The following is a 24,339-nucleotide window of genomic DNA, read 5'->3' on the forward strand; positions in this document are numbered from 1 at the left end:
GCCACACCCGGGCCGCCGCCCCGATAGCCAGCCAAGTTTTTCTCGACGGGCGCCGGTGTCCAGGACCGCGAAGCGGCCGGCGAAGCCGGCGGCCGAAGGCCGTCCTTGACGCCGGATCGGATCGAGAAGACCCTCCAAACAGGGTCGGCGGCCCAGGCCGGCCCGCGGGGGAAACGTTCCGGCAGGGAGTTCTCGGCAGGCTCGATCCGTCGAGGAACTGTGTTGGTCTCGACACGCCTCCGCCTAGCGGCTCCGGCGGCTCGACCAGCGGGGTGGGGTGAGGTGGTCTCGACAAGCCCGACCACGAGGGCGTTTCAACGCCGCGAGCGCATCCCGAGCCGAGCGGTCTCGCCGGTAGCAGATCGCTCCAGCTCGGCGATGAGGGTGCGCGCGTCGTAGCGGCCCTCGTGGCGGTGCACACCGACGAAGAACGTCGGTGTGCCGCGGGCGCCGCTGTCGTTGGCAGAGGCCATGTCCTCACGGACGTGCTCGGCCAGCGCCGGGTCCTCCAGATCACGGAGGAACTGCTCCACGTCGAGCCCGAGGACACCGGCGTAGCCGGCCAGGTCCTGGTGCTCGAGCTCGTTCTGATGGTCGAAGAGGTGCTTGTGCATCTCCCAGAACCGGCCCTGCCGCGCGGCGGCCTCCGCGGCGACCGCGGCCAGCTCGGCGTGCGGGTGCTGGGGGAGGGGGAGATGGCGTACGACGTAGCGGATCCGGGGGCCGAAGTACTCGCGGACCTCGTTGGCGGTGCCGGTGGCGCGGGCGCAGAAGGGACACTCGTAGTCGAGGTACTCGAGCAGGGTGATCTCGGCGTCCTCCGCGCCGTAGATGTGGTCGCGCTCCGGGTCGACCGGGGTCGAGAGCAGCTTCGGCAGCGCCGCGTCCCGCTGGCCGAGGAAGCGGGCGGAGAGCTGGAAGATCACCCAGCCGAGCGCGGAGGCGATCACCACGGAGATGAGCACGCCGACGATCGCGTCGCGCTGCAGCGTCTCGGAGTCGAACGCGAGGGTGGTGATCAGCAGCGCCACGGTGAAGCCGATCCCCGACAGCGCCGCGCCGCCGAGCACATGGCCGCCACCGACGCCCTGGGGCAGCCGCCCGAGCCGCAGCCGGGTGGCCACGAGCGCGCCGCCGCCGATCCCGAGCGTCTTGCCCAGGACCAGGCCGGCCACGACGCCCCAGGTCACGGGCGACCTCAGTGCCTCGCCGAGCACGCCGTCACGCAGGTCGACGCCGGCGTTGGCGAGGGCGAAGACCGGCACGATGAGATAGCTTGTCGGCACGTGCAGCGACTCCTGGAGCCGCTCGTTGACCGAGATCGTGCGGGTCAGCTCGTCGCGGGTCTCGCGTTGCAAGGTCGGCAGCGGTGACTGCCGGAACGCCCGAAACCGCGAGGTGGCGACCTCCATCTGGGCCCGGGTCGGCTCCGCGGCCGGCACCAGCAGCCCGGCCAGCATCCCGGCGATCGAGGCGTGCAGGCCGGCCCCGAGAGTGGCCACCCAGGCGATCAGGACGAGGAGCACGTAGGGCCCGGCCCGCCACACCTTCACCCGGTCGAGCACGAAGATCCCGACCAGGGCCAGCCCGGCCACGACCAGCGGGCCGACCGAGAGGTGATCGGTGTAGGCCACCCCGATGACGCTCACCGCGACGATGTCGTCGATCACGGTCAGGGTGAGCAGGAAGATGCGCAGCTGCGTCGAGACCGCCGGCCCCACCAGGGCGAGCATGCCGAGCAGGAACGCGGTGTCGGTGCCGATCACGATGCCCCACCCGCGCGCCGCCTCGCCCGAGGGGTTGAGCAGCAGGTAGATCAGCGCCGGCAGGATCAGGCCGCCCGCGCCGGCGATCAGTGGCACCACCATACGGCGACGGTCGGTGAGCTCGCCGACGGCGAGCTCGCGGCGTACCTCCAGGCCGACGACGAAGAAGAAGACCACCATCAGGCCGTCGTTGACCCAGTGGTGCAGGTTCATCGAGAGCCCGACGTCGCCGAACCGCACCGAGACCACGGTCTCCCACAGGTGCTCGTAGCCGTGCGACCACGGCGAGTTGGCCCAGGCCAGCGCCAGCAGCGAGGCGACCACCAGCAGCGCGGCGCTCGTCGACTCCAGGTGCATGAAGTGTCGCAGCGTCATGCCGAGCTGCCCGGTCAGGTCGTCGTCACGCCGGCACTTCGTCTGCTGTTTCCCCACGGGGCCAGCCTACGGGGATCGTCAGCGTCGCACGGCGACCAGACCCGAGAGCGTGCCCTGGAGGAGAGTGCCGTCGGGGAGGATGGTGCCGACCATCTGCAGGGTGTTGGCCAGCGGCCCGAGGCCGAGGAAGGTCTCGGAGAGGATCGTGCCGTCGGCCGGATCGATCCGGGCCAGGCGCCAGGTCAGGCCGCTGCCGCGACGGGTGACGGTGTAGAGGACGTCCTCGCCGCGGGAGAGCCGGGGAACCGCGGCCGAGGGCACCTCGTTGCGCCAGACCGACTCACAGGTGCCGGAGCGCTCATCGACGTCGATGCGCTCCATGCCACCCGCGAAGTCGGCCGTCGCCGGGACGGACTCGCCCGCGTCCTCGGTCGCCTGCGCGGGGTAGGGATAGCCGTAGCTGCTGGCGATGTAGCCCGAGCTTCCCCAGGCGACGGGTGAGTTCTCGGTGCCGCTGCTCTCCTCGGTGAGGATCGGCAGCCGGCAGACCTCTCGCCCGTCGCGCGCCCGGTAGACGAGGAGGTTCTCGCGCGGGGCCGCGTTGTCGGTGATCACCACGAACTCGGCTCCGGTTCGTTCCCCGAAGAACGTCGGCGTCGACCCGCTGCCGTGGCTGAGTTGCCCCGGCTTGCGGGCCTCCCCGCGGTCGTAGGCCTGTCGCCACACGGTTCGCACGGTGCTGCCGGCGCGTCCGGCATGCGGGAGGTACGTCGCGTGGTCGGTCGTGACCGCGACCCCGCTCGGGGCGCTGGAGATGGAGTTGGCGACCTTCTCGTCGCCGGCGCCGAGACCGGCGGTCACGACGTGGCCGTCGGGGGTGACGTACCCGGCGCGGCCCTGGGCGGTCGCGAACCAGACGTTGGCGTCGTAGCCCGGCCCGACGGTGGTGACCGCGTCGCCCTCCGACAGTCTCAGCGGCACCTCGCGCTCGACGTCGATCGACCAGCCGATCCCGGCCTTCGAGTGGGCCAGCCAGAGCAGCGAGCCGGAGCCGTCGACGGTGACGAGCCGGGACTCGTCGTCGCCGGCGTCGCCGTGCATGTTCCAGGTGCCGTCCGGGCCGGCGTACGGGTTGGGCGGCATGGCCGCACCGGCGGCTGGGCTGATCATCGGACCGGCCACGAGGGCGCCGAGGGCCAGAAGAACGGTGGCGGGGGCGGTCCAGCGACTCATGGCAAGGATCTAAGCACGAGTAAGTCGACCAGATCAGTCGAAGATCATGTGGCGGTCGCCACAGGCGTGACACGAATGTCCAACAGATGCGTGACCTGTCACCCACATCGTCGTTAGCCAGTGTGACGACGGGTAACAGCCGGACGACAGCGCCGAAGCACATGGCGCCACCCGGTGCCGAGTCGTTCATGGGGGCTTCAGGTGTAGGTGTCCGCGAGTGCGCGGGCGCAAACATGCACATCGTGGACCTAGCCCGATCGAACTACGTCCAATAGGTCCTAAGGCTCATATTTTCTAGAGGATAAAGTCCTTTCAAGTCTTCCTTGAAAGTCTGGATGGGAGTTAGATGGGCAACATGACAACTAGGCGTTCTCGGCCCGGCCGCCCTAGGCATGTTCCCGACTCCAGTACGACCTCACCACGCGATCAGATCCTCGATGCCGCATCAAGGCTGTTCGTGGCGCAGGGGTTCGCGGCGACGTCCACCCGCGAGATCGCCGACATGGTCGGCATCCGCCAGGCGTCGCTCTACTACCACTTCGCGGGGAAGGACGAGATCCTCGGCGAGCTGCTCCGCCGGTCGGTCCGTCCGACCACGGACAAGGTCGAGAAGATCCTCGACCGGGTGCCGCCGCTCGACTACGAGACCGCGCTCTACCTGCTGGTCCTCGTCGACGTACGCACCCTCGCCGACGTGCCGCACAACGTGGGCATGCTCTACCAGCTCCCCGACGTGGCCAAGTGCGAGGTCTACGACGAGTTCCGCAACGAGCACGCGGAGCTGGCCGGCCACTACGCGCACCTGGCCGGCGAGATCGCCTCGAAGACGGTGCGTTCGACAGTCAGCCGCAAGCAGCTGGGCGACCTGCTCATCCAGCAGGTCGAGGGCGTGATCAACATGCGCACCGAGGACCCGAACCGGAGGATCCCGTGCCGCGAGGCATGGGCGATCGCCGCCACGTGCCTACGGATCTGCGACGTGCCGCAGGAGAAGATCGACGCCGCCGCGCCCATCGCCATCGACCTGCTCCCGCAGTTCATCGACGAGAAGGTTGTCGAGCCGGCCTGAGGTCCCTTAACCCGGTGGACACGGGTGCGGGCGTAGGTTTCGATGTCCGCATGACCCTCTTCGTCTCGCACACCACCATCGACTGCCACGACGCGTACGCACTCTCGGAGTGGTGGAAGGCGCTGCTCGGCTATGTCGACGTTGAGGGCGACCCGAACCTTCCCGGTCACGAGGAGTGCATGATCCTCGACCCGGAGACCGGCCATCGGCTGCTCTTCATCGAGGTGCCTGACGAGGAGCTGCCCGCCAAGCGGATCCACCTCGACCTGCGCCCGCGCACGGGCACTCGCGACGAAGAGGTCGAGCGGCTCCTCGAGCTCGGCGCGACCCAGATCGCCGACCAGCGCGGCAAGTACGGCCCCGGCACCGGCTGGGTGATCTTCGCCGACCCCGAGGGCAACCAGCTCTGCGTGCTGCGCTCGGAGGCGGAGGTCGCCGCCTGGGAGGCCGAGCGGGCCCAAGCCTCAGGGGTGTAGCCGCTCGTATGAGCGAGCCGTGAGTCGCGTCCGGAGTCGCCGTGATGACCCGATCAGCCGGTCAGCTCGTCTCCACCGGGAGGTCGTGGTTGCTCCACTGGCTCCACGAGCCGGGGTAGAGCGCGGCGTCGTAGCCGGCGATCGCCAGCGCGGCGACCTGGTGGGCCGCGGTGACGCCGGAGCCGCAGTAGGTGGTCACGGGCGAGTCCGCATCGACGCCGAGCGCTGCGAAGCGGGCACGGAGCTCCTCGACGGGCAGGAAGCGGCCGTCGGGGCCCAGGTTGTCGACGGTGGGCGCGGAGACCGCACCGGGGATGTGCCCGGCCTTCGGGTCGACCGGCTCGACCTCGCCGCGGTAGCGCTCGGCGGCGCGGGCGTCTAGCAGCAGACCCTCGTACGCCTCGACCTGCTCGAACGGCAGCACGGGCAGGTGGCCGGGGGTGAGCGTCACGGTGCCGGTCGCGGGCACGACGTCGTCGGTGGCCAGCGGGTGCCCGGCGGAGGTCCAGGCGCCGAGGGCGCCGTCGAGGAGGCCTACGTCGGCAATGCCCGCCCAGCGCAGCAGCCACCAGGCCCGCGCGGCCGAGGTGTTCCCGACGGCGTCGTAGGCGACGACCGTGTCGCCCTCGGAGATGCCCCAGCGGCGGGCGGCGGCCTGCAGGTCCGCGAGCTCGGGGAGCGGGTGGCGCCCGTCGGTGGGCTCGCCGTGGCGGGCGAGCTCGGTGTCGAGGTCGACGTAGACAGCGCCGGGGAGGTGGCCCGCGAGGTAGGACTCGTGTCCGGGCGGGCCGCCGAGCTGCCAGCGTACGTCGAGGAGGACCGGGGGCTGGTCGGAGGCGAGAGCAGTCGCGAGCTCGTCGGCGTCGATGAGTACGTTCACGGGTGAAGTCTTTCAGGAAAGGGGTCAGGTGCTGGCCCATCCGGCGGCTTCGGCGATCAGGTGTCGGCAGACGTGAGCGGCGGCCGGCGGTGCGCTCGGGCCGGTGACGAGCCAGAGGGTGTTGAGCGGTCCGAGCCTGGGTTCGTGGAGACGTACGACGGTGCCGTCGGCGAGGGCACCGTCGACCAGGTAGCGGGGCAGGACCGAGGCCCCGATGCCGGCGACGACGGCGCGGAGGAGGCCGCGCAGATCGGGGAGGACGAGCGCGGTGCGGTTGGTGGGGCGCTCGTCGAACTCGGTGAGCCAGTAGCGCCTGACGATCGGGAGGTCGGGGGAGTAGGCCGCCAGCGGCACGGCGGCGAGTGCGCGCACCGGGTCCTGTTCCAGGTCGGCGGGATCGACCTGTGCCGCGAGCGCCGGTGCCGCGACGAGGAGGAACTCCTCATCGACCAGCACGGTCGACCGCAGCCGCTCGTCGGTGGGGCGTACGGAGGAGACGACGAGGTCGAGGCGGTCGGCGGCGAGGTCGTCGAGGAGGTCCTGGGCCAGGCCGGTGGTCACGGCCACGTCGAGGCCCTCGCGCACGAGCGGCGCCAGCGCCGGCACGATCCGGGTGGCCGTCACGTCGGCGGCGCCGCCGATCCGGATGCTCGCGGGGCCGATCGCGGGCTCGGTGCCGACCGCGCCGCGGAGCTGGTCGACCAGTGGCGTGATCCGGGCGGCGAGCGCGTCGGCCCGGCCGGTCGGCACCAGCCCGGTGCGGGAGCGCTCGAACAGGGTGGTGCCGAGCTCCTGCTCGAGCTTGCGGATCCGCGCGGTCACCGCGGGCTGGGAGAGGTCGAGGCGACGGGCGGCCGCGCTGATCGACCGCTCTCGGTAGGCGTGCGCGAACGCCTCCCAGAGATCGAGCGAGGTCATAGAAATCATTATGACCGCAGCGACCGTCCTGGGAGTGAAGCGGCACAGGGCTGTCGTTAGGTCATCGACAAACCACAACCTGGAGGAACAACTCGTGACACGCGTACTGATGGTCGTCTCGGCGGCCGACACCCTCGTCCTTGCCGACGGCACCGAGCACCCGACCGGATACTGGGCCGAGGAGGTCGCCGCCTCCCATGAGACGCTCGCCGGAGCCGGCGTCGAGATCGACATCGCCACCCCGGGCGGGGCGGCGCCGACCGTCGATGCGCTCTCGCTCAGCGAGCAGGGCGGGGTCCAGCCCGAGGATGCGGAGCGCTTCCGTGCCTACCTGGCGACCCTCGAGGAGCAGCTCGCCCGCCCGCTCGCGCTCGCCGACATCGACCGCTCGGCCTACGACGCCGTCTACATCCCCGGCGGCCACGCCCCGATGGCCGACCTGGTCGCAGATGCGGCGCTGGCCGCGATCCTGGCCGCCACCGACGCCGCTGGCCGACCGGTCGTCGCGCTGTGCCACGGCGTCGCGGGTCTCCTTGCCGCCACCGGTGAGGGTGGCTGGCTCTTCGGCGGGCGCCGGATGACCGGGTTCACCGACACCGAAGAGCAGCAGGGCGGCTACGGCGACAGCATCCCGTTCTCGGTCGAGCAGCGGATGCGCGCCGCCGGTGGCATCGTCGAGACCGGTGAGCCCTGGAGCGACACCGTCGTCGTCGACGGCACCCTGATCACCGGCCAGAACCCGCAGTCCAGCGTCTCGACCGCGAAGGCGCTCCTGGAGCGGCTCGCCTGATCCCCTCTCCGCGGGATGCGCCGCCGCCGGCGAGAGCGGGCCACGGCGCATCCCGCCCGCGACAGCGCCGGTGACGGGCAGGCAGGCGAAGTTGCGGTCGAAGCGCACCAGCACCAGATCCGCGGCTCGTGCACGCCGCCGGGCACCACGGGTGCGGGCTGGCCGAGTGCGGTGGCAGCGCCGCCGACGGCCAGCCCCATCAGGGTGGTGTAGTCGAAGATGTCGGCCCGCTGGTGGGTCGCCCGCTGCACGACCACGTCGACGCCCTCCACCGGCTCGACACCAAGGCCCACCTCTACAACTCCGGTCTCTGGTCCGACCTGCGCAACCGCGAGCTCGCCTTCTCCGAGCATCGCCGCATCGTCGAGGCCATCGAGGTGGGCGACGCCGCGGCAGCCGCACACGCGGCGTCGTCACATGTCGCCTCGCTCCTGGTGCGCATGCGGCGCCACCGGCGTCGGCAGTGACCGTTGCCCGGGCCAGCGGTCGCTGACCCGGGCAACGGTCGCCCGTTCAAGCTCGGTCAGCGGACCGGAGCACCCGGACCGAGCGGGATCCCGAGGGCCCACCACAGGAAGAACAGGGCGGTCCAGGCCAGGCTCATCGCGATCGCCAGCGGCAGCGTGTAGGAGGCGAGGGTGCCGATGCCGGCGTCCTTGCGGTAGCGCTGCAGGAAGCCGAGGGCCATCACGAAGTAGGGGCTCATCGGGGTGATCGCGGTGGAGCCGGAGTCGGCGATCCGGAAGAGCGCCTGGGTGGTCTCCGGCGGCACCGAGAGCAGCATCAGCATCGGCACCAGGACCGGTGCGGCGATGGACCACATCGCCGAGCCGCTGGTCACCATGATGTTGACGACGCTGAGCAGCGCCAGGACCAGCAGGAAGACCACCCACACCGGGATGTTGCTGGTCTCCAGGGCCTCGGCGGAGTTGACCGCGAGCACGTCGCCGAGGTGGGACCACTCGAAGTACGCCAGGAACTGGGCGATCGCGAAGAACAGCACCAGCACCGGCGCCATCTGCTTGATCCCCTGGCCCATCAGCGCCGGCACGTCACCGGCCTTGGTGATCGAACCGGACATCGTGCCGTACACGGTGCCGGCGAGGCCGAAGAGCACCGCGACGATCGCGGCGATGCCGGTGAGGAACGGCGACTCGGTCAAGGACCCGTCCTCGCCGCGCAGCGGAGACGACGGCGGGACCACGACGGCGGCGACCACCACGATCGCGGCCAGCAGGGCGAGCAGCGACCAGCGCAGCGCCCGGCGCTCACGGCAGTCGAGCTCGAGGGAGCCGAAGTCGCCGTCGCCGTCGTCGGCGTCCTCGTCCGCGTCCAGGTCGGGCCGCTTGGAGAGGACGAACTTGGTCATCAGGGTGATCACCGCGGCCAGCAGCAGCGAGGAGGCGATGTTGAAGAACCAGTTGCTGACGGGGGAGACGTACGCGCTCTCGTCGACGATCTGGGCCGCGGCGGTGGTGATGCCGGCGAAGATCGCGTCGTTGGGTGTCGGGATCGGGCTGGCGTCGTACCCGCTGGCGATCGCGGTGTAGGCGACCACGATCCCGAGGATCGGGGAGCGTCCCACGGCCCGGAAGGCGAGGCCGCCGAGGGGCACCAGGATGATGTACGCAGCCGCCGAGGCCACGTGGGCGACCGTCCCGGTGAACGCGACGGCGAAGACCACCCAGCCGACGGGCACGCGGGAGATACCGGTCTTCATGGCGGCGGTGAGGAAACCGGTGCGCTCGGCGACGGCGACGCCCATGATGACCACGACGATCGTCGCCATCGGCGGGAACTCGGCGAAGTTGGAGACCATCGTGGAGACCGCCATCGCCAGGCCCTCGCCGCTGAGCAGGCTCTGGACGACGACCTCCTCCCCGTCGCCGGGGGAGATGACCGAGACGCCGGCGGCGGCGCAGATCGCACTGATCGCGGCGAGGATCGCGGCGAGGATCCAGAAGAGCCAGAACGGGTGCGGCAGGGCGTTGCCGACGCGCTCGATCACGCCCATGGCGCGGATGATCCACGGCAGCCTGTCGCTGCTGGTGGGGGTCGTGGTGCTGGTCATGTCAGTCACCCTTCGCTGGTGAGGCGGTGGCGGGAGAAGAAGTCCCAGATCACCGTCGCGGACTCGATGGTGTGGGTGACGTGGCCGCCACCGGAGTAGATGTCGCCGCCCGGCCAGACGTGGCCGCCGCCGTCGACGGCGACGTGCTGGACCTCGGCGTCCTGGTCGCACCCGGTCCATCGGGTGGTCTCTACGTCGCGCTTGGTGCGCGTGGTCGAGGTGGTGCAGCCGTTGTGGTCGGCCCAGCCCTGGACCCACTCGGGGATCGCGGGCAGGTCACGGTCGGCGTCGCCGGTGTAGGGGATCGTCGCGTCGGCGACCCCGTGGATCTCCAGGATCGGCGTCGGCGGTGCCTGGGCGCAGCCGGTCCGGGTGCCCGGGTAGAGGGCCGGGGCGACCGGGGCGATGGCCGCGAACGTGTTCGGCAACTGACAGGCCAGCAGGGCCGCCAGTCCGGCGCCGTTGGACTTGCCGGTCGCATAGACGCGGGTCGTGTCGATGCAGTGGTCGGCCTCGATCGCGGCGAGCAGGTCGCGGGTGAAGGCGACGTCGTCGACGCCCGGGGCCTCGTAGGGCGCGCCCTGCCAGGCCTTGCGGTAGCCGGACCCGGTGCCGATCGCGCCGTCGGGGTAGGCGACCACCGCAGGGAGGTCGGAGAGCTCGGAGAAGCCCTCGACCTCGACGCCGGTGCTGCCGCGGCCGTGGTAGGCGACGATCAGCGGCCAGTCCGCGCGCCGGTCGTAGCCCTCGGGCAGGCGGAGTACGTAGCTGCGCTCGAGGTCGCCGCTGGTGAGCTCGTACTTCTGGCTGCTGTCGGGCTCCTGCTCGGTGGGCTTGGCGCAGGGCATCGGAGTGCGCTCTGCGACCGCTCGGTCCTGGTCAGAGGCGCGGGTCAGGGCGGAGGTGGCGGTCGGTGCCAGGGACAGCGCGGCCACGGCCGCGACCGCGACGGCCGGAGCCAGGAGGCGGGATCGTCGTGGGGACATGGGTGCTCCTTGGGGCAGATCGGTGCGTTTTCGGGTGTGCTGGATCGCCCGGCGACGCGGTGTGCGTCCCGGTCGGGGTCCCGAGCTGAAGGGTGGGCGGGTGCCTAGGTGTCGAGCCACTCCTTGATGAAGGCGACGAGGCGGTCGGTCGCCTCGGCGAAGATCGCGCGGCCGTCCTCGGCGGTGGCGCGACGTGGGTCGCCGAGCACGCCGGTGGGGGAGAGGCGGTCGTAGGGGAGGGCGACGGCGGGGTGGCCCGCCGAGCGGGCCAGCCGGGCGAAGGGGTCGAGCTGGTCGGGCGAGGTGGTTCCCGGGTTGAGCTGGTCGAGGCGTACGAGGTGGGGCGCGACGTGCAGCATCTGGGCGGTCTCGGCCTCGCCGCTGTGACCGGAGATCTGGCTCAGCTCCATGCCGGCGACGCTGTCCTTGGCCAGCGCGGTCACCGGGGTCCAGGCGAGCTCCAGGTCGGGGCGGTCGCGCAGCAGGTCCTGGGCCAGGGTGCCGAGGGTGGCGTTGTTGCCGCCGTGCCCGGTGACCACGAGGAAGCGGCGCCAGCCGTGGGCGGCCAGCGACTCGACGTACTCACGCACGAGGGCGGCGAAGAGCGCCGGGCGCAGGCTCACCGTGCCGGCGAAGGCCTGATGGTGGGGCGAGACGCCGACCGGTACGCCGGGACCGATGACGACCCGGCCCGGGAGCTCCTCGGCGACGGCGTCGGCGAGGGCCTCGGCGCGGATCTGGTCGGTGCCAAGGGGCAGTCCGGCGCCGTGCTGCTCGAACGCGCCGACCGGGATCACCACCACCGTGCCGTCCTCGGCCGCCCGGGCGGCCTCGAGGGTCGTCATCTCCGCCAGCCTCGCGGTCATCGGGTCTCCTCCGGGTCGGTGCCGAGGGTCGCCGCGAGCGCCTCGCGGATCGCGAGCAGGTGCTCGCGGGTCAGCGCAGCCGCGGCGTCGGGGTCCCCGTCGCGTACGGCCTCGACGATGCGGACGTGATCGGCATGGTCCCGGTCGCGGTCGGTGTAGCGGTGCCGGATCTCGATCTGGTCGCGGGCCCTCACCTGGAGCAGCGCCTCGACGGTCTCGCGCAGCAGCAGGTTGCCCGAGGCGCCGGCGAGCGCGACGTGGAAGTGCAGCTCGGGCCGCTCGTCGGCGTACTGCGGCTTCAGCGAGTTGTCGGCGGAGAGGGTCAGCGCGGCCAGGTCCTCGTCGGTGCGCGCCGCTGCCGCGGCCGCCGCGACCGGCGGCTCGAGCACGATCCTGGCGTCGAGGAGCTCGAGGACCGACTCGCTGCGCGACTCCGAGACGTGCGGGTTGACCAGCAGCCGCCGGTTCACCCCTCCGCTGACGTAGGTGCCCGACCCGTGCCGGAAGCGGATCACGTCGGTGGCCTCGAGGCGGCGCAGTGCCTCCCGGATCGTCGGGGTGGTCACCTCGAACCGCTTGGCCAGCTCGCGCGAGGAGGCCAGGGCGTCGCCCGGCTCCAGGCCCGCGGCCTCGATCATGGCGACGATCCCGTCGGCGATGCGTTCAGAGAGCGATGTTGTGTTGCTGGTCACAGAAAGTGACTAAATCACTTATTGAATTGCGCGTCAAGGAGACTGGCGCTTGCAGACCGCTTGCGTAAAGCAGTTATATTCTTGCGTTCATGAGTAGACGTCTTGCCGACGCAGCCGCCCGTGCCAAGGTCTCCGAGGCGACCGTGAGCCGGGTGCTCAACGGCAAGCCGGGTGTCTCGGAGGCGACCCGTGAGCGGGTCCTGACCGCACTCGACGTGCTCGGCTACGAGCGGCCGGTGAAGCTTCGCGGAGAGCGCGCGAGGCTGGTGGGCCTGGTCCTGCCCGAGCTGCAGAACCCGATCTTCCCGGCGCTCGCGGAGGTCCTCGGCGCGCACCTCGCCCAGCAGGGCCTGACCCCGGTGCTGTGCACGCAGACGGCCGGCGGCGTCACCGAGTCGGAGTACGTCGACCTGCTCCTGGAGCAGCAGGTGGCCGGGGTCGTCTTCGCCGGTGGTGCCTACGCCCAGCGGGACGCGGACCATGCCCACTACGACCGCCTGGCCGGCCGCAACCTTCCGGTCGTCCTCATCAACGCGGCCATCGACCTGCCCTTCCCGCGGGTCGTCTGTGACGACGCCGATGCGATGGAGCAGGCTGCCGAGCACCTGATCGCGCTGGGGCACGAGCGGATCGGGCTGGTGCTGGGCCCGCGCGACCACGTTCCCTCCGAGCGCAAGCTGGCCGCCTTCCGGGCGGTCTGCGAGCGGACCGGCGTGCGCTTCGACGAGGAGCTGGTCGTCCGCAGCCTCTACTCGCTCCAGAGCGGACAGGCCTCCGCGGCGCGGCTGATCGAGCAGGGCGCGACCGGGATCGTGTGCGCCAGCGACCCGCTCGCGCTGGGTGCGGTCAGGGCGGTGCGGCGGGCCCGGCTCTCGACGCCGGCGGACGTGTCGGTGATCGGCTTCGACGACTCGGCCTTCATGGCCTTCGCCGACCCGCCGCTGACCACGATCCGGCAGCCGATCGAGGCGATGGGCCGCGCGGCGGTCGACTTCCTGGTGAGCCAGATCGACGGCACGCTGGGACCGGTCGACGAGCTGCTCTTCGAGGGGGAGCTGGTGGTCCGGCGCTCGACCGGTCCTGCAAGCAGGCGCGCAAAGTCCTGAAATTAATTACGCTCTGTCGAGTTCTTGCGCGCCTTCTGCGCCGGGCTCTACGGTCGCTGCACGCCGTCAGGGTGACGGCTGTCACACGAACGTGAGTCGCAGAGAACGGAGTGCCCGTGACCGCCACGGAACCTCGACGGAGCGAGCCGGCACCGGCCGCGCTCCCGGTCTTCACCGAGCGCCCCGCCGACTGGTGGCGCTCCGCGGCGATCTACCAGATCTACCCGCGCAGCTTCGCCGACGCCAACGGCGACGGGACCGGTGACCTGGCCGGCGTACGGGCGCGGCTGACGTATCTGCGCGACCTCGGGGTCGACGCGATCTGGTTCACGCCGTGGTTTCCCTCGCCCATGGCCGACGGGGGCTACGACGTCGCCGACTACCGCGCGATCGACCCGCTCTTCGGCGACCTCGCCGAGGCGGAGGCGCTCATCCAGGACGCCTTCGAGCTCGGCATCCGCACGATCATCGACGTCGTCCCCAACCACGTCTCCGACCAGCATCGATGGTTCCGGGCCGCGGTCGCTGCCGGGCCCGGCGCACCCGAGCGGGAGCGGTTCTGGTTCCGGGACGGCCGCGGTACCGACGGCGAGCTGCCGCCCAACGACTGGACCTCGGAGTTCGGTGGCACGGCCTGGACGCGGCTGACGACGCCCGACGGCGTCCCCGAGCAGTGGTACCTGCACCTCTTCTCCGCCGAGCAGCCCGACCTCAACTGGCAGCACGAGGACGTACGCCGCGAGCACGAGGAGATCCTGCGGTACTGGTTCGACCGGGCCGTCGCCGGGATCCGGATCGACTCCGCGGCTCTGCTCGCCAAGGACCCGGACCTCCCCGACGTCCCCGTGGACCCGCGACCGGGCGAGCACCCCTACGTCGACCGTGAAGAGCTCCAGGAGATCTACCGTGGCTGGCGCCGGATCGCCCAGGAGTACGGCACCGACCGGGCCCTGATCGGCGAGGTCTGGCTCCCCGACACCGCCAGGTTCATCCGCTACCTGCGCCCCGACGTCCTGCACGCGGCGTTCAACTTCGACTTCATGACGGCGCCGTGGGACGCCGAGGCGCTGCGTACCTCCATCGAGACCACGCTCCGCGTGCACGGCGAGGCCGACGCGCCGGCCACCTGGGTGCTCTCCAACCACGACGTCACCCGTCCGGTGACCCGCTACGGCCGTGCGGACACGGCGTTCTCGTTCGAGACCAAGCGCTTCGGCACCCCGACCGAACGAGCCCTCGGTGAACGGCGGGCGCGGGCGGCGGCGATGCTGGCGATGGGGCTGCCCGGGGCGTACTACCTCTACCAGGGCGAGGAGCTGGGCCTGGACGAGGCCGACATCCCGCCGGACCGGATCCAGGACCCGATGCACTTCCGCAGCGGCGGTGTCGACCCCGGCCGGGACGGCTGCCGGGTGCCGCTGCCGTGGAGCGGGGACCGGCCGCCCTACGGCTTCGGTCCGCCGGGGGTGAAGACCTGGCTGCCCCAGCCCGAGGGCTGGGCGCACCTGACGGCGCAGGCGCAGTCGGCCGACCCGCGCTCGATGCTCTCGCTGCACCGGATGGCGCTGCTGATCAGGCGTACGCACCCCGATCTCGTCACGGGTGCCTTCAGCTGGATCGACACGGCCCCCGGGATCCTCGCCTTCCGCCGTGGCCTCCACTTCGCCTGCGTGGTCAACCTGACCGACGCCCCCGTGGAGCTGCCGAGCAGCGACCACGTCTGGCTCGCCAGCTCACCGCTCGAGGCGGGCCGGCTCGTTCCCGACGCCGCCGTCTGGCTGCGGCCCACGACCTGAGGCACCTGAGACCCCACCACCACATCGGAGGAGACAGACCATGAGAACCACTCGGTTGCGCAGCGTCGCGCTCGCCGCGGTCGCGGCTGTCGCGCTCGGCTCGCTCGCCGCCTGCGGCGAGACGTCGGACGACGGCGACGGCGTCACCATCACCGTCGAGGGCTGGCGCCCCGGCGACAAGCAGGCCACGATCGACGCCGTCAAGGAGCAGGCGGCGGCCTTCAACAAGGAGCATCCCGACATCACCGTGAAGCCGGTGGAGTGGCAGTGGAACGCGCAGACCTTCCCCGCCCAGCTCGCCGGTGGCACGCTGCCGATCTCGTTCCGGGTGCCGTTCACCGACACCAAGGGCCTCGTCGAGCGTGAGCAGGTCGCCGACGTCGACGCCGAGGTCCGCGAGCTGCCCTACTTCGACCAGCTCAACCCGACCGTGCTGGCCGCGGCGCAGGGCACCGACGGGAAGGTCTACGGGCTGCCGTCCGACGTCTACGCCAACGCGCTCCACTACAACCGCGACCTGTTCACGAAGGCCGGCCTCGACCCGGACGAGCCGCCGACGACCTGGGAGGAGCTGCGCGCGGCCGCCAAGCAGATCCACGACCGCACCGGCGCCACCGGCTATGCCGAGATGACCACGGGCAACACCGGCGGCTGGATCCTGACGACCTTGACGTACGCCCTCGGCGGGCGGATGGAGACGCAGGACGGTGACACGTTCACCGCGACGGTCGACAACCCGCAGACCGAGCAGGCGCTGCAGCTGCTGCACGACATGCGCTGGACCGACAAGTCGTTCTCCGGCAGCACCGCCTACGACTGGAACAGCATCAACCAGGCGTTCGCGGCGGGGAAGGTCGCGATGTTCATCAGCGGCTCGGACGTCTACAACTCCCTGGTCACCACCGCAGCGATCGCCCCGGAGACCTACGGGCTCACCGCGGTCCCGATGGGCGACTCGGCCGACGCCGGCGCGCTCGGTGGGGGCTCGGTCAACGTCGTCAGCGCCAAGGCGAGCGACGCCGAGGCCGAGGCGGCCGTGGCCTGGGCGGACTTCTACCGGGTCCGCAGGTACACCGACGAGGACGCGGCCGTCGCCGACGCCAAGACCCAGACCGCGGCCGAGCAGCCCGTGGGGACCCCGACGTTCCCGATCTTCGACGAGGCCTCCTACACGACCTACCAGGGCTGGGTGAAGGACTACGTCAACGTGCCGCTGGAGCAGATGACCGGCTACACCTCGAAGATGTTCGACCTCACGCTGGTCGCTGAGCCGCCCGCCCAGACGCAGGCCGTGTACGGCGCGCTCGACCCGGTCGTGCAGAAGGTGCTCAGCGACGAGAACGCCGACATCCCCACGCTGCTGAAGGATGCCGACGCCTCGGTGCAGCAGATCCTGGACAAGGGGTGAGGGTGGCCGTCGACCTGTCCCGGGTGGGTGGGCCGGCCCTCGTGCGAGGGCCGGCTCGCCGGCGTACGCCCCTGACCTCCGTGGTCGCGAGCTGGTGGCGCGGCAGCGCGGCGACCCTGGTCTTCCTGCTGCCGATGCTCCTGGTCTTCGGGCTGTTCTCGTGGTGGCCGATCGCGCGGACCGTGGTGATGAGCCTGCAGGAGACCAACCTCGTCGGGCCCGCGGAGTGGGTGGGCCTGGACAACTTCCGAGCCGTGCTCACCGACCCGCTGCTGCCCGTTGCGCTGCGCAACACCGCGGTCTTCGCGGCGATCGCGTTCGTCTTCGGCTATCCGATCCCGCTGGTCATGGCGGTGGTGTTCAGCTCGCTGCGGAGGCTGCGCGGCCTCTACGCCTGCCTGGTCTATCTGCCCGTGGTGGTGCCGCCCGCGGTGGCGGTGCTGCTGTGGAAGACCTTCTACGACGCCTCGGCTGGGGGAGTGTTCAACACGATCCTGGGCTGGATCGGGCTCGGTCCGGTGCCGTGGCTGGAGTCGGCCGGCTGGGTGCTGCCCTCGCTCGTGATGGAGGCGACCTGGGCCGCGGCCGGCGGCACCGTGATCATCTATCTCGCGGCGCTGACCACGGTGCCGCAGGAGCTCTACGACGCCGCCTCGGCCGACGGCGCGGGCGTGCTCGGCAAGGTCTGGCACGTCACCCTGCCGCACCTGCGCCCGGTGCTGCTGATCACCTTGATCCTGCAGATCATCGGCACCGCGCAGGTCTTCCTGGAGCCCTACCTGTTCACCGGCGGCGGGCCCTCGCACGCCTCCTTGACGCTGCTCCTCCTGATGTACGAGTACGCCTTCGGCAGCACCACCGGTGGCGGCGACTACGGTTCGGCGACCGCGCTGAGCCTGATGATGGCGGTCGGGCTGGCGCTGCTGTCGTGGGCGTACTTCCGGCTGACTCGCGGATGGAGCGACTGATGAGCTTCGTCTCCTCCCTTGATCGGCGGCGTACGTCGGTGCGCTGGGGCCTTCGCGGCGTGCAGCTGGCGACGCTCCTGGCGCTCATGGTGGTCTGCCTGGGGCCGTTGCTGTGGCTGGCGAAGTCGGCGGTCACGCCGACCCAGGACACGCTGCGCTCGCCGATCTCGCTGTGGCCGAACGGGCCGGACGTCTCGATCCTGTCGCAGGCGTGGACCGAGCTGGGCCTGTCGTCCTACCTGGTCAACACGGTGGTCATCGCAGCCGGCTCCTGGGCCGTCCAGGTGGTGGTCGCCACCACCGCGGGCTACGCGCTCTCGATGCTGCGGCCACGGCTGGGACGGGTCCTCTACGGAGCCGTGCTCGCCACCATGTTCGTGCCGATCGTGCTGCTGCTGGTCCCGCTCTATCTCACGGTCCTGAGCCTGCCGGTCGTGGGCTGGTCGCTGGTCGGGACGTACGCCGGAGCCTTCCTGCCCGCGGGCGCCTCGGCGTTCAACGTGGTGATCATGAAGCGGTTCTTCGACAGCCTGCCCCGCGAGATCCTGGACGCCGCGCGGATCGACGGCGCCGGGGCGTACCGGCTCTTCTGGTCGGTGGTCCTGCCGATGTCGCGACCGGCGCTCGGGGTGGTGTCGGTCTTCGCCGTGCTCGCCGCGTGGAAGGACTTCATCTGGCCGCTGATCGTGCTGCCCGATCCGGCCAAACAGCCCATCGCGGTCAGGCTGCCGTCCATCGCTCCGACCACCGACCTCGCCGTCCTGCTCGCCGCGATGGCGATCTCCGCGACGCTGCCGATCCTCTTCTTCCTCCTCTTCCAGCGGCTCTTCCTACGCAGCGAGGGGCTGGAAGGGGCGGTGAAGGGGTAGGCCGAGGGGTGGGCTTCGGTGGCGAGCTCACTCCTCGGCGCTGAAGACCTCCGGCTGGTCGATCCGCACCCGGGTGACTCCGGTGACCGTCGCTGCGGCGGACTCGGCGAGGGCGCGGTCCCTCGGTGTCCTCGGCCCGCTGATCACCACGCTCCCGTCGGCGACCACGACGAGCCAGTCGGGGTGCCCGAGCTTGGCGATGAGCGTGGTGAGCTCCCGATCCAAGGTGTCGTCGTCCCGGGCCAGGGCGGCAGCCACGTCGCTCCTGCTGATCACACCGACCAGGACGTCGTCGTCATCGAGGACCGGAAGACTCTTCAACGCCCGATCGGCCATGATGTCGACGGCGACCGACACCTCCGCGCTCTCGCGCACGGCGACCGCCACCGGGCTCATCACTCGCTCGACGTACGCCGGGGGCAGGTCGGTCACCGGATCCGGTGAGAGGACGTGGGCGCGAGGGTCCGGCAGGACGCGGTCGCGGATCAGGTCGATCTCGGCGACGACGCCACAGAGCCGTCCCGTGGAGGTCACCACCGGCATCGCCGTGATGCGATGGTCACGAAGAAGCGCGAGCGCCTCCCTGACGGGAGTGTCCCTCCGTGCGGTGACGGGGGATGAGGTCATGATCTCTCGGACCAGCATGATCGACTCCGGGGCAAGGGTTCGGGTGCCATGGGGAGAGCCTTGTCGAGCCGGTGGGAGCGGTCATGAGCGCAAGGTCCCGTACGAAGAAGACCTTCGGGCCACGCGGCAGGACCTTGGTCACTCGTGCCGACCCGGTGCCGTACTGCAGGCCCGTCGGTCCTGAGGCGGGCGGGCGTTCGTCCTGCCACCGGACCTTGGTCCCGCGCTCGCGGCACCGATGGCCCTGACACCCGCGAAGTGGCCCGGCGAGATTGGGAGCACCACCCGACGCGCACGCCGAGCCCGCAAGGAGGGACGATGATTGAGCACGACCGGATCCTGGTCGGCATCGATGGGGGAGAGGGCGGCCGGGCCGCGATCCGGCATGCCGTGGAGCGAGCCCACCGAAGCGGTGCCGACCTGTGGCTCATCCATGTGATCGACCTCGCCGTCGCGACGGGCGTCTTCTACCCGTACGGCTATGCGGGCCTGGCGGACCAGATCCGCGAGGCCGGTGCGACCGCCCTCGCCCACGCGGAGAAGGAGGCTGCCGAGGTCGTCGGGGCGGAGCACGTGACCTCGACCCTCCGCGACGGCGCCGTGGTGTCGGAGCTCGTGCACGCGGCGGGCGATGCGACGCTGGTCGTTCTCGGTGACGAGCGCCACCACGGCCTGGGCCGTATCGTGACGGGCTCGGTGACCGGCCGGGTCGCCTCTCGCGCGCCGGTGCCCGTCGTGGTCGTGCCGGCCGCCTCGCCCGCCGACAGCGTCCCCCGCAAGGTGGTCGTCGCGGTGGCGGACTGCGACACCTCCACCGAGCTCGTGGCCCGGGCCCTCGAGGAGGCGGTGGACCGTGGCGGCGGACTGGTGCTCGTCCACGCCTGGGACGTCCCTGCCGCCTACCACGAGTCGACGCTGGGACAGCTGGACGCGGCAGGCATCGCGGGCGACGCGCGTCACCGGCTGATGCAGACCCTCGAACGTGCCCGCCTGCTGGTCCCGAACGCCGCCGGGGTCGACGCGTGGATCGAGGTACACCGGGGTCAGCCGGCCCGGGTGGTCACGGAGGTGGCGAAGGAGGCGGCCCTCCTGGTCATCGGCCGACGTGGGCATGCCTTCCCGCTGCGCCGCCTGGGCGGCACCGGCCACGCGCTGCTGCGCGAGTCCGCCTGTCCCGTCGAGGTGGTTCCCCCGGTGGCAGAGGCTTCATGAACGTGCCCGAGGGAGCGGGACCGGGGGAGGACGTGCTGCTGCGCGACGGCTCCATCGGCCGCGTACGCGATGCGGTGGCGGGGGACCGGGACCAGCTGGTCGACCTCCACGACGAGCTCTCCGACCGCCATCGCTACGAGCGGTTCTTCCACGTCGGCGAGCACGACGGGGTCCGCTTCGTCGAGGACCTGCTGCCGCGGCTGGCCGGCGGCGAGGCGGTCGCGAAGGTGCTCGTCGTCGACGGCCACATCGTGGGGCTGGCGAGCGGTACGAGGGCGGGGGCGGACGGGGAGGCCGAGCTGGCCCTGGTCGTGGCCGACCGATATCTCCACCACGGTGTGGCCACCCTGCTCCTGGAGCACCTGGCGGTCGCGGCGGCCGTCGCGGGCGTGAGCGACCTGGTGGCCTACGTGATGGCTGACAACGCCCCCGCGTTCGACGTCCTGCAGCACGCCGGGTTCGACCTCACCTCGACCCCGCACGAGGACACCGTCCAGGTACGTTTCCCGGTGCGGCTCACCGAGCGCGTGCTGGAGGCGATGATCTCCCGCGAGCAGCGGGCCGACGCCGACTCCGTCGCCGCGCTGCTGCGACCGCGCTCGGTGGCCGTCATCGGTGCGAGCCGGCGCGCGGACCACCCCGGCCACCAGGTCGTGCGCAACCTGCTGCGGGCGCGGTTCGCCGGCACCGTCCACCCCATCAACCCCCATTGTGACTTCCTGCTGGGACAGCGCTGCCACCCCTCGGTACTCGATGTCGCCCCGGTGGACCTCGCCGTGCTCGCGGTGCCGGCGGCCGACGTGCTGGCGGTCGTGCGGCAGTGCGCCCGCAGCGGCGTACGCGACCTGGTGATCCTCTCCAGCGGCTTCGCCGAGGCGGGCCCGGACGGGCGACGTCTGCAGGACGAGGTCCTGGCGGTCGCTCGCGGATCGGGCATGCGGGTGGTGGGACCCAACTGCCTCGGGATCGCCAACACCGACCCCGACGTCCGTCTGGACGCCACCTTCTCGCCCACCTCGACGGGCCGCGGGAGGGTGGCGATGATGGCGCAGTCCGGCGCGGTCGGGATCGCAGTGCTGCAACGTGCCGAGGAGCTCGGCGTGGGGCTCTCGGCGTTCATCTCCGCCGGCAACAAGGCCGACGTCAGCTGCAACGACCTCCTCATGTACGCCGCGGAGGACGACGGGACCGAGGTGGTCTCGCTCTATCTGGAGTCGTTCGGCAACCCTCGCAAGTTCTCTCGCCTGGCCAGACGGCTGGCCGACCACACGCCTGTCGTCGCCCTGGTCGGCGGGAGCAGCCGCGCCGGCCGGCGGGCAGCCGTCGGCCACACCGCCTCGGCGGTGACCTCGGCGGAGGCCGTGGGAGCACTCTTCCGGCAGTGTGGGGTGATCGGCGTGGACAGCCTCGAGCAGCTGCTGCAGACCACCAGCGTGGTCGCGAACCAGCCCCTGCCCGGTGGCCGCCGCGTCGGGATCGTCGGCAACGCCGGCGGGCCGGGTGTCCTGGCCGCCGACGCCTGCGAGGGCGAAGGGCTGCGGATCGCCACGCTGAGCGCGGGCACCATGGCCGCGATCCGGGCGATCGTGCCCGATGCGTCGTCGGTGCAGATGCCGATCGACCTCGGCTCCGGCATCGGCTGGGAGGCTTACGCCGAGGTGGTCTCGACGATCATCCGCAGCGGAGAGGTCGACATGCTGATCGCCTTGCGTACGCCGCTGCCGGCTCTCCCTTACGCAGCCTTCACGCGCGTGCTGCGCACCGCGTTGCGCGCCGGTCCGGGACAGGCCGCACCGCCGATCGCGACCGTGGCCGTCATGCTCGACCCGCACGGCCCGAGCCGGCCGATCAGCGTCGGGAGCAGCAGGGTGCCCGTCTTCGCGTTCCCGGAGGATGCCGCTCGTGCCCTCGGCCCGATCGTCAGGTACGCGGAGTGGCGCGCCGAGCCGCACACCCCGGTCGCCGAGGCACCTCCCGGAAGCCGCGCGACGGCCCGCGACGTGATCGCCCGGACGCTGCGGGTGGCACCGGAGGGGTGTCGGCTGACCGAGCCGGACGCGCGTCAGCTGCTCGCTGCGTACGGGATCGGGGTGCTGCCGAGCGTGCTCGCCGACGGGGTGGAGGAGGCTGTCGATGCTGCTGAGTGGGTGGGCTACCCGGTCGTGCTCAAGCTCGCCGACCCCGGTCACGCTCATCGCACCGACGTGGGTGGCGTTCGCGTCGGTCTGAAGGGTCCCGACGAGGTGCGCGTCGCCGCGCACGCGCTCCTCGGCCTCCCGGCCGGGCGTCCGGGCCTGATCGTCCAGCGTCAGGTCGCCGCCGGGGTCGAGCTGATCGCCGGTGTCACCCAGGACAAGCTCTTCGGGCCGCTGGTCATGGTGGGGTACGGCGGCACCTACACCGAGCTGATCCGCGACCGCAGCTTCAGGCTGACGCCGCTCAGCGGCGCCGATGCCGCTGCCGCACTCAGGGAGCTGCGCACCGCGCCGCTGCTGTCGGGATACCGCGGCGCGCCGCCGGCGGACGCCGCCGCCGTCGAGCACCTCCTGGTCTCCCTGGGGCGTCTCGCCGACGATCTGCCCGAGGTGGCCGAGATCGACCTGAATCCCCTGATCGTGCACGAGCGCGGTCTCTCGATCGTCGATGCGAAGGTCCGGCTGCAGCCGTTGCCGCAGGCCTCCGACCCGGCTCTGCGAAGCCTGCTCCCACCCGCCGGCGCCGGGGAGGATCCCTAGGCCACGACCCGTCGTATCATCCGGTGGCCGAGATCGGTGGCCCAGTCACCGGCCCGTGCCTCCTCCTCATGGGCCAGAGGCCCCTTCGTGCTGCCGACGTAGAAGCTCGTGGACGGGGCGACGTCGTAGCCGCGGCGGCGGAGCAGGTGGGCGACGTGCCGGGCGGCCGAACCGGGTAGGTGACGCATCGCCCGCGCCCGGGTGTCGAACGCGGCGATGCGTACCGAGTGCGCGTCCTGGAGGTCCTCGAGCCACTCACGGACGCCCCGGGCCTCGACCTCCGCGGGCGCGCCGCGCAGGACCGCATCGGCGCGCGTGCTCGGCCTGCTCAGGCCCAGCGTGTGCGTCGGAGCCCCGATGACGACCAGGTCGTGGGTGCGGAGCACGTCGTCGCCTGCGACCGTCACCGGGATCACCTTGACCTGCATGCCGGCGCTCCTGAGCCCGTTGGCGACCGAGGTCGCGATGGTCGCGGTGTTACCGAACATCGACTCGTAGACGACGGCTGCTCGCATCTGGTTCACGTCCTTCCGTAGACGCCGCGCCCTTCGCGCGGTGCCGTTGGCACCACGCTGCGGCCGAAGAGACGCGCCAAGGCAGTGGCGCACGTCCCCGACCAGAGGACCTTGGTCCGATGCCATCCCACCGTTCCGAATGGAGGCTGAAGCCATGAAGACTTCCCATGCAGCGCACCGAGAACCCGGTCGGAACCGGGCAGCCGTGAGCGGGCTCCCGCGGGTGCGTCGCAGGACCTTGGTCCTCAGCGCACGGGTAAGACGAGCATTGGCGAGCGCCGTCCGCGGTCGTAGGTTGAGCAGGTGACCGAATCTGCAGAGCCCGAGAGCGCAGCAGAGCCCATCCGGGTCTTCCTGCTCGATGACCACGAGGTGATCCGCAGGGGGATCAAGGACCTCCTCGAGGACGAGGACGACATCGTCGTCGTGGGCGAGTCCGGTCTCGCCGAGGAGGCCCGGCGCCGGATCCCCGCGCTGCGCCCCGATGTCGCGATTCTCGACGGTCGGCTTCCCGACGGGTCGGGCATCGACGTCTGCCGCGACGTCCGCTCCGTCGACCCCGGTATCGCCGCGCTCATCCTGACCTCCTTCGACGACGACGACGCGCTGTTCTCCGCGATCATGGCCGGCGCCGCCGGCTACCTGCTCAAGCAGATCCGCAGCGCCGACCTCGTCGACACCGTGCGCCAGGTCGCCGCAGGCCGATCGACGCTGGACCCCGCGGTCACCGCACAGGTCCTCGAGCGGATCCGCAGCGGGCCGAAGTCCAACTCGGTCTTCGAGCACCTGACCAACCACGAGCGGCGGATCCTGGAGCTCATCGGCGAGGGCATGACCAACCGGCAGATCGGCAAGGAGATGCATCTGGCGGAGAAGACGGTCAAGAACTACGTCTCCTCGCTGCTGGCCAAGCTCGGTCTGGAGAGCCGTACGCAGGCGGCGATCCTTGTCACTAAAACGTTGCAGGGCTGATACTTTGGG

22 protein-coding genes are annotated in these 24,339 nt (G+C 71.2%); 12 read left to right on the plus strand and 10 right to left on the minus strand.

Annotated elements, in window-relative coordinates; all coding sequences use genetic code 11:
• Positions 1-314 precede the first annotated feature (314 nt).
• Together nhaA and ABZ796_RS08940 are read right to left on the minus strand one after the other, a co-directional pair.
• A complete protein-coding gene (nhaA, locus tag ABZ796_RS08935; protein WP_357336269.1) occupies positions 315-2,198 on the minus strand; it encodes a Na+/H+ antiporter NhaA in 1,884 nt (627 codons plus the stop codon).
• A gap of 21 nt (positions 2,199-2,219) precedes the next feature.
• Positions 2,220-3,374 (minus strand): hypothetical protein, encoded by a 1,155-nt coding sequence (locus tag ABZ796_RS08940; protein WP_357336270.1) that lies wholly within the window; start codon positions 3,372-3,374, stop codon positions 2,220-2,222.
• A gap of 355 nt (positions 3,375-3,729) precedes the next feature.
• Here ABZ796_RS08940 and ABZ796_RS08945 point away from each other — a divergent pair, with 355 nt between their 5' ends.
• Both ABZ796_RS08945 and ABZ796_RS08950 read left to right on the plus strand, forming a co-directional pair.
• Entirely contained in the window at positions 3,730-4,443 is a 714-nt protein-coding gene (locus ABZ796_RS08945; protein WP_357336272.1) for a TetR/AcrR family transcriptional regulator, read from the plus strand.
• Positions 4,444-4,493: 50 nt separating this feature from the next.
• A complete protein-coding gene (locus ABZ796_RS08950; RefSeq protein ID WP_357336274.1) occupies positions 4,494-4,919 on the plus strand; it encodes a VOC family protein in 426 nt (141 codons plus the stop codon).
• A 61-nt stretch (positions 4,920-4,980) separates the two neighbouring features.
• Here ABZ796_RS08950 and ABZ796_RS08955 read toward each other — a convergent pair whose 3' ends face one another.
• Together ABZ796_RS08955 and ABZ796_RS08960 are read right to left on the minus strand one after the other, a co-directional pair.
• On the minus strand, positions 4,981-5,799 hold the full coding sequence (locus ABZ796_RS08955; protein ID WP_357336276.1) for a sulfurtransferase: 819 nt from the start codon (positions 5,797-5,799) through the stop codon (positions 4,981-4,983).
• 24 nt (positions 5,800-5,823) lie between these two features.
• On the minus strand, positions 5,824-6,717 hold the full coding sequence (locus ABZ796_RS08960; RefSeq protein ID WP_357336278.1) for a LysR family transcriptional regulator: 894 nt from the start codon (positions 6,715-6,717) through the stop codon (positions 5,824-5,826).
• 94 nt (positions 6,718-6,811) lie between these two features.
• Between ABZ796_RS08960 and ABZ796_RS08965 the strand changes: the two genes are divergently transcribed.
• Positions 6,812-7,507, plus strand: a complete 696-nt coding sequence (locus ABZ796_RS08965; RefSeq protein ID WP_357336280.1) for a type 1 glutamine amidotransferase domain-containing protein — start codon at positions 6,812-6,814, stop codon at positions 7,505-7,507.
• 128 nt (positions 7,508-7,635) lie between these two features.
• Positions 7,636-7,974, plus strand: coding sequence for an FCD domain-containing protein (locus tag ABZ796_RS08970; protein WP_357336281.1), 339 nt, complete (start codon positions 7,636-7,638; stop codon positions 7,972-7,974).
• 56 nt (positions 7,975-8,030) lie between these two features.
• Here ABZ796_RS08970 and ABZ796_RS08975 read toward each other — a convergent pair whose 3' ends face one another.
• The 4 genes from ABZ796_RS08975 to ABZ796_RS08990 all read right to left on the minus strand — a co-directional run bounded on the left by ABZ796_RS08975 (position 8,031) and on the right by ABZ796_RS08990 (position 12,122).
• Positions 8,031-9,578, minus strand: a complete 1,548-nt coding sequence (locus ABZ796_RS08975) for an AbgT family transporter (protein WP_357336283.1) — start codon at positions 9,576-9,578, stop codon at positions 8,031-8,033.
• Positions 9,579-9,583: 5 nt separating this feature from the next.
• On the minus strand, positions 9,584-10,564 hold the full coding sequence (locus ABZ796_RS08980) for a PHB depolymerase family esterase (RefSeq protein ID WP_357336284.1): 981 nt from the start codon (positions 10,562-10,564) through the stop codon (positions 9,584-9,586).
• 104 nt (positions 10,565-10,668) lie between these two features.
• Positions 10,669-11,430 carry a creatininase family protein gene (locus ABZ796_RS08985; protein WP_357336286.1) on the minus strand — a complete coding sequence of 254 codons (762 nt, stop codon included), beginning with the start codon at positions 11,428-11,430 and terminating at the stop codon, positions 10,669-10,671.
• The gene (locus tag ABZ796_RS08990; protein ID WP_357336287.1) at positions 11,427-12,122 is read right to left on the minus strand and encodes an FCD domain-containing protein; all 696 of its coding nucleotides are present in this window, start codon (positions 12,120-12,122) and stop codon (positions 11,427-11,429) included. Before ABZ796_RS08990 ends, ABZ796_RS08985 begins: the two co-directional genes overlap by 4 nt.
• 89 nt (positions 12,123-12,211) lie before the next feature.
• Here ABZ796_RS08990 and ABZ796_RS08995 point away from each other — a divergent pair, with 89 nt between their 5' ends.
• The 5 genes from ABZ796_RS08995 (at position 12,212) to ABZ796_RS09015 (ending at position 18,269) form a co-directional block, all read left to right on the plus strand.
• A complete protein-coding gene (locus tag ABZ796_RS08995; RefSeq protein ID WP_357336288.1) occupies positions 12,212-13,228 on the plus strand; it encodes a LacI family DNA-binding transcriptional regulator in 1,017 nt (338 codons plus the stop codon).
• 116 nt (positions 13,229-13,344) lie between these two features.
• Positions 13,345-15,024: a glycoside hydrolase family 13 protein gene (locus ABZ796_RS09000; RefSeq protein ID WP_357336289.1), complete on the plus strand. Its 1,680-nt coding sequence runs from the start codon at positions 13,345-13,347 to the stop codon at positions 15,022-15,024.
• A gap of 40 nt (positions 15,025-15,064) precedes the next feature.
• On the plus strand, positions 15,065-16,432 hold the full coding sequence (locus ABZ796_RS09005; RefSeq protein ID WP_357336290.1) for an extracellular solute-binding protein: 1,368 nt from the start codon (positions 15,065-15,067) through the stop codon (positions 16,430-16,432).
• A 2-nt stretch (positions 16,433-16,434) separates the two neighbouring features.
• Positions 16,435-17,400, plus strand: a complete 966-nt coding sequence (locus ABZ796_RS09010; protein WP_357336291.1) for a sugar ABC transporter permease — start codon at positions 16,435-16,437, stop codon at positions 17,398-17,400.
• Positions 17,400-18,269: a carbohydrate ABC transporter permease gene (locus ABZ796_RS09015; protein WP_357336292.1), complete on the plus strand. Its 870-nt coding sequence runs from the start codon at positions 17,400-17,402 to the stop codon at positions 18,267-18,269. Before ABZ796_RS09010 ends, ABZ796_RS09015 begins: the two co-directional genes overlap by 1 nt.
• A 27-nt stretch (positions 18,270-18,296) precedes the next feature.
• Here the strand turns inward: ABZ796_RS09015 and ABZ796_RS09020 are convergent, their stop codons facing one another.
• Positions 18,297-18,896 carry a CBS domain-containing protein gene (locus tag ABZ796_RS09020; RefSeq protein ID WP_357336293.1) on the minus strand — a complete coding sequence of 200 codons (600 nt, stop codon included), beginning with the start codon at positions 18,894-18,896 and terminating at the stop codon, positions 18,297-18,299.
• Between the two features lie 318 nt (positions 18,897-19,214).
• Between ABZ796_RS09020 and ABZ796_RS09025 the strand changes: the two genes are divergently transcribed.
• Together ABZ796_RS09025 and ABZ796_RS09030 are read left to right on the plus strand one after the other, a co-directional pair.
• Complete coding sequence (locus tag ABZ796_RS09025; protein ID WP_357336294.1) at positions 19,215-20,108, plus strand: universal stress protein; 894 nt, start codon at positions 19,215-19,217, stop codon at positions 20,106-20,108.
• Positions 20,105-22,843: a GNAT family N-acetyltransferase gene (locus ABZ796_RS09030; RefSeq protein WP_357336296.1), complete on the plus strand. Its 2,739-nt coding sequence runs from the start codon at positions 20,105-20,107 to the stop codon at positions 22,841-22,843. Before ABZ796_RS09025 ends, ABZ796_RS09030 begins: the two co-directional genes overlap by 4 nt.
• Here the strand turns inward: ABZ796_RS09030 and ABZ796_RS09035 are convergent.
• Positions 22,840-23,367: a flavodoxin domain-containing protein gene (locus tag ABZ796_RS09035; RefSeq protein ID WP_357336297.1), complete on the minus strand. Its 528-nt coding sequence runs from the start codon at positions 23,365-23,367 to the stop codon at positions 22,840-22,842. The genes ABZ796_RS09030 and ABZ796_RS09035 overlap by 4 nt on opposite strands.
• Positions 23,368-23,661: 294 nt before the next feature.
• Here ABZ796_RS09035 and ABZ796_RS09040 point away from each other — a divergent pair, with 294 nt between their 5' ends.
• On the plus strand, positions 23,662-24,330 hold the full coding sequence (locus ABZ796_RS09040; RefSeq protein WP_357336299.1) for a response regulator transcription factor: 669 nt from the start codon (positions 23,662-23,664) through the stop codon (positions 24,328-24,330).
• The last annotated feature ends 9 nt before the right edge of the window (positions 24,331-24,339 follow it).

It is taken from the genome of Nocardioides sp. NPDC047086 (assembly GCF_040643685.1).
Taxonomy (GTDB): domain Bacteria; phylum Actinomycetota; class Actinomycetes; order Propionibacteriales; family Nocardioidaceae; genus Nocardioides.

Coding starts and splice junctions, on each gene's coding strand:
- ABZ796_RS09030 (WP_357336296.1), top strand. CDS start 20,105: ATGAACGTGCCCGAGGGAGCGGGACCGGGGGAGGACGTGCTGCTGCGC.
- ABZ796_RS08945 (WP_357336272.1), top strand. CDS start 3,730: ATGACAACTAGGCGTTCTCGGCCCGGCCGCCCTAGGCATGTTCCCGAC.
- ABZ796_RS09020 (WP_357336293.1), bottom strand. CDS start 18,896: ATGACCTCATCCCCCGTCACCGCACGGAGGGACACTCCCGTCAGGGAG.
- ABZ796_RS09015 (WP_357336292.1), top strand. CDS start 17,400: ATGAGCTTCGTCTCCTCCCTTGATCGGCGGCGTACGTCGGTGCGCTGG.
- ABZ796_RS08995 (WP_357336288.1), top strand. CDS start 12,212: ATGAGTAGACGTCTTGCCGACGCAGCCGCCCGTGCCAAGGTCTCCGAG.
- ABZ796_RS08975 (WP_357336283.1), bottom strand. CDS start 9,578: ATGACCAGCACCACGACCCCCACCAGCAGCGACAGGCTGCCGTGGATC.
- ABZ796_RS08980 (WP_357336284.1), bottom strand. CDS start 10,564: ATGTCCCCACGACGATCCCGCCTCCTGGCTCCGGCCGTCGCGGTCGCG.
- ABZ796_RS09025 (WP_357336294.1), top strand. CDS start 19,215: ATGATTGAGCACGACCGGATCCTGGTCGGCATCGATGGGGGAGAGGGC.
- ABZ796_RS08985 (WP_357336286.1), bottom strand. CDS start 11,430: ATGACCGCGAGGCTGGCGGAGATGACGACCCTCGAGGCCGCCCGGGCG.
- ABZ796_RS08940 (WP_357336270.1), bottom strand. CDS start 3,374: ATGAGTCGCTGGACCGCCCCCGCCACCGTTCTTCTGGCCCTCGGCGCC.
- ABZ796_RS08960 (WP_357336278.1), bottom strand. CDS start 6,717: ATGACCTCGCTCGATCTCTGGGAGGCGTTCGCGCACGCCTACCGAGAG.
- ABZ796_RS09005 (WP_357336290.1), top strand. CDS start 15,065: ATGAGAACCACTCGGTTGCGCAGCGTCGCGCTCGCCGCGGTCGCGGCT.
- ABZ796_RS08950 (WP_357336274.1), top strand. CDS start 4,494: ATGACCCTCTTCGTCTCGCACACCACCATCGACTGCCACGACGCGTAC.